The organism is Sinomonas sp., assembly GCF_036848755.1.
Lineage (GTDB): Bacteria > Actinomycetota > Actinomycetes > Actinomycetales > Micrococcaceae > Sinomonas.
In genome coordinates this window covers 1-3,673 of sequence record NZ_DAIUJO010000195.1, presented here as the reverse complement: position 1 = coordinate 3,673, position 3,673 = coordinate 1, and the positions used below count along the sequence as shown (strand labels likewise).

Here is a 3,673-nt window from a genome sequence, read left to right as displayed (position 1 = left end):
CGGAACATAGCCCAGCCGGGCAACGCCGGCACGGGCCGAAGGCAACGACTCGACAGCACCCACCCGACCGAGGCTAACCGACCAGGCTGGGGGGCCCCTCAGGGGGCCGGCCCGGCCACAGCCCCGGCGACCCATCCCCGACCGTCTCGGCCCCCGCATCCAGGCGGGGGCGGAGGACGGGCGTCCCGGAACGCATACCCACCTGCTGCCGGTCCTGCACCCTCGGGAGCCCACTTGTCCCGGGACGGCTACCACGATCAGCGTCCCCCACGGGCTGCGCGAGCGGATCAACCACCATGCAGCCGGGCCTCTCTGCCGCCGCCCTACTGAGCAGGCTCCCGGACCACTACGGGCCTCCGCGTCGCCTCGAAGCAGCCCGCGAGGCATATGCCCAGGCGAACGCGTCGTCGACGGGCTTGTCCCCTCGGAACCCCGTATTTCTGCATAGAGTTGTTCCATGCCAGAACAAGTCGGCGGGGGTCCGGACCGGCGGGCGCCCGGGCCGGAGGGCGTGCGGATCCGCCTCGGCGGCGGGCGAAGGCGCGCGGGCGCCCGGGCCGAGGCGCGCCGGAAGGCCGTGCGGGTGCTGCGGGTCGCGGGGGCGACGCTGGCGGTGGGGCTGGGCGCGGGCGTCGTGGGGATCGTCGTGGACCTGGCCCTGCAGCTGCTCGAGCACCTCGCCTTCGGGTATTCGGGCGGGACCCTCCTGGAAGGGGTCACGAGGGCCGCGCCCTGGCGCCGGTTCGCCTCCCTCGCCGCGGCGGGGGCGCTCGGCGCGGCCGGGTGGTGGGCCCTGCGCCGCTGGGGGGCCCGGGTGGTCTCGGTCGAGCAGGCCGCCGGGGGCGCGAGGATGCCGTTGGCGACCACGCTCGCCAACACCGCCCTGCAGGTCTGCATCGTCGGCCTCGGGGCCTCGATCGGCCGCGAGGCGGCTCCCCGGGAGCTGGGGGCGCTGTTGGCGGACAGGGTCGCGCGGGCCGCCCGCACGGGCGAGGCGGAGTCGCGCATCCTCGTCGCCTGCGGTGCCGGGGCGGGCCTGGCCGCGGTCTACGACGTCCCCTTCGGAGGCGCCCTGTTCGTCGTCGAGGTGCTGCTGGCAGAGGTCAGCTTCGCCACCGTGCTCCCGGCCTTCGCCGCCGCGGCGATCGCCGCGTTCGTCGCCCGCGCCGTCGTCCCCATCACCCCGATGTACGCGCTGCCCCACGTCGAGCTCACCCCCGAGCTCATGGCATGGGCCCTGCCGGCAGGCCCCGTCATCGGAGCGGCCGCCGCCGGATTCGTCCGCCTGGCCCGGGCCGGGGCCTCGACCCGGCCCCGCGGGGCCGCCATCCTGTGGGCCATGCCCCTGCTCTTCGCCGGCGTCGGGGCCGTCTCCCTGGTCCTGCCCGAGGTCCTGGGCAACGGCAGGGCCGCGGCGCAGACCGCATTCTCGGCCACCGCACCGCTTGCCCTGGTCGCCCTCCTGCTCCTGGCCAAGGGCGCCACGACCCTGGCGACCATCAAGGCCGGCGCCGCGGGCGGGACGCTCACGCCCTCGGTGGCCATCGGGGCCATGCTCGGGATCGCGCTCGGCAGCGCGGTGGACGCCCTCGCGCCCGGAACCTCGGTCGCGGCCTTCGCCTTCGTCGGGGCCGCGGCCTTCCTGGCCAGCACGATGCGCGCCCCCATGACAGGCCTGGTCCTGGTCACCGAATTCACAGGACAGGGCCCCGAGCTGCTCATCCCCGCAATGGTCGCCACCGCCGGCGCCCTCGCCGTCGTCCACTTCCTCGAACGGACCCGCCTGCGCGATGTCGCCTGAGCGGACAGCAGCCCTGATCGCGTCGCAGGGTCAGTGCCCCAACCGCCCAGAGCGCAGCAGCACGATGAGCCCTGCGGCGCCCGTCAGAGCAGCGAGGATCCCCTCCGGACGCCCGAAGAGGGAATCGCCGACGAGCAGGGCGAGGCCCGCGAGCAGCGCGCACCCCAACCCGGCGCACAGGCGCAGGGCAGCCCTGACCGAGGGGAGACCGACATCGGTGGCCCCCGCCGCCGAGAACGCCACGGACAGGATCCCCGTGACGGCCGCCAGGACCACCAGCCCGGAGTACACCACGATCCGGACGGGGCCGAAGGAGGCGGAGACGGGCTCGAAGGCGCCCGCCAGCAGGACCCCCAGCACGACCAGCGACCCTGCACCCGCAGCGGCGAAGGCCTTCGCCCCCCAGGACGACCGCCCGTCCTCCCGCAGCCCGCGGCCGGGAGCCGCCTCGAACGCGAGGTCCTCCCACTCCCCCTCAGCGGGCCCGAGCTCCCCGGGAGCCTGCCTGGGGACCTCGACCACCGCCCGCCGGATGCCCACGATCGACCAGAGCGCGGCCAGGACGAACCACCAGCCGCCCCCCGGCGCCGCGAAGCCCAGGACCAGCAGGAACGTCACCGCGGCGAGGTCCAGGGCCAGGACTGCCCAGTACCTGCCCCCGGACCGAGGGCCCTGCCCGCTCACCGGCGGCCTCCCGGCGCGCCCGCACCCGCATCCGCCTCCAGCTGCCCTGCCAGGGAGCGCAGAGCGGGCAGCGCGCACCTGATCGCCTCCCGGTCCTGGACGGGCAGGGTCTCAAGGGCGCGGCGGAGACGGCGCTCGTTGGCCTCCTGCCAGGCCACGAGCCGCTCGCGGCCGCGATCGGTCAGGAGCAGCAGGACCGCCCTGCGGTCGCTCCCGTCGGGGCAGCGCTGGAGCAGGCCGGCGGCAGCCATGATCTGGACGAGGCTGCTGACCGTGTTCCGGGCCAGGTGCTGGCGCGCGGCCAGCTCGCTGACCCCCAGCCCCGGCTCCTCGGCCAAGCGCTGGAGCAGCTCGACCTGCGCCATCGGCAGGGACTCCCACGGCACGTCCTCCCGCACGCCGGACCGCAGAGTCCGCCGCAGCCGGGCGATCACGTCCGTCAGTGACCAAGCGCCACTGGAGACGGCTGGCGCATCGCTCATGGGAACAAGGCTAGACCCATAGTGCCCACCTAGAACCTTTCTGCTCCCGAACAACTCCCATGGGCGCCCCCGAGACCCTGAAGGCTGCAGAAGCTCGCGTGACAAGCCCTGGGCAGGCCTGCCAGCGTGAGGCCGGGCGCCCCTGCCCACATCGGCCACGACGACCCGGAGCCCGAAGACGTACCGCAGCTCTACCAGCCCAAGACCCCTGAGCCAGAACGGAGCGCGGCACGTGGAAGTCCCCCGCCTCTCCCGCTTCTGCGTCACCTCCCGAGACTTTCATGTCGTCTCACAACCCTCAGGATGCGAGGCGTCTCAACGGGCCGGGCTGAACGACGCCGGCGGTGCCGCTCGGAATGTCCGAAGGACCCCGGCCGGCCCGGCGGCGCACCAGCGACAGCCCTGCCCCTTCACTTACCCGGGCCATCACGTCCCCCGGCCGGGATGCCTACTAGGAGCTCGGCGCCGGTGGGACGTGTCCAGGGCAGTGTCTCCAGATGCCAGCGATGAGTCGGGGTTGAGCTTCGTGTCTCACGGTGGGTAAGGCCAGCAACTGCGCAAGGCAACCCGCGAGCACGTAAGCCAGCTCGATGCCTCTCTCCGGACATGACCGCCAGCACGCCCGGCACAGCCGATCGTCGAATATTGTCTTGCAATAAAGACTATATTGTGCGACAATATTCTGGTGGGAATCAGGTGGGCGGAC

General features: G+C 73.6%; 3 protein-coding genes. 1 reads left to right on the top strand and 2 read right to left on the bottom strand.

Annotation, left to right across the window (positions count from 1 at the left end):
- Window positions 1–457: 457 nt before the first annotated feature.
- Complete coding sequence (locus V7053_RS18265) at window positions 458–1,801, top strand: chloride channel protein (protein WP_334173683.1); 1,344 nt, start codon at window positions 458–460, stop codon at window positions 1,799–1,801.
- A 30-nt stretch (window positions 1,802–1,831) separates the two neighbouring features.
- Here the strand turns inward: V7053_RS18265 and V7053_RS18260 are convergent, their stop codons facing one another.
- Both V7053_RS18260 and V7053_RS18255 read right to left on the bottom strand, forming a co-directional pair.
- Window positions 1,832–2,485 carry a hypothetical protein gene (locus V7053_RS18260; protein ID WP_334173682.1) on the bottom strand — a complete coding sequence of 218 codons (654 nt, stop codon included), beginning with the start codon at window positions 2,483–2,485 and terminating at the stop codon, window positions 1,832–1,834.
- Window positions 2,482–2,967 (bottom strand): MarR family winged helix-turn-helix transcriptional regulator, encoded by a 486-nt coding sequence (locus V7053_RS18255; protein WP_334173681.1) that lies wholly within the window; start codon window positions 2,965–2,967, stop codon window positions 2,482–2,484. The genes V7053_RS18260 and V7053_RS18255 overlap by 4 nt, the downstream gene beginning before the upstream one ends.
- Window positions 2,968–3,673 lie beyond the last annotated feature (706 nt).

What these genes read in the sequence shown, in the direction of transcription:
- V7053_RS18265 (WP_334173683.1), top strand. Translation starts at nt 458, where the DNA reads ATGCCAGAACAAGTCGGCGGGGGTCCGGACCGGCGGGCGCCCGGGCCG.
- V7053_RS18255 (WP_334173681.1), bottom strand. Translation starts at nt 2,967, where the DNA reads ATGAGCGATGCGCCAGCCGTCTCCAGTGGCGCTTGGTCACTGACGGAC.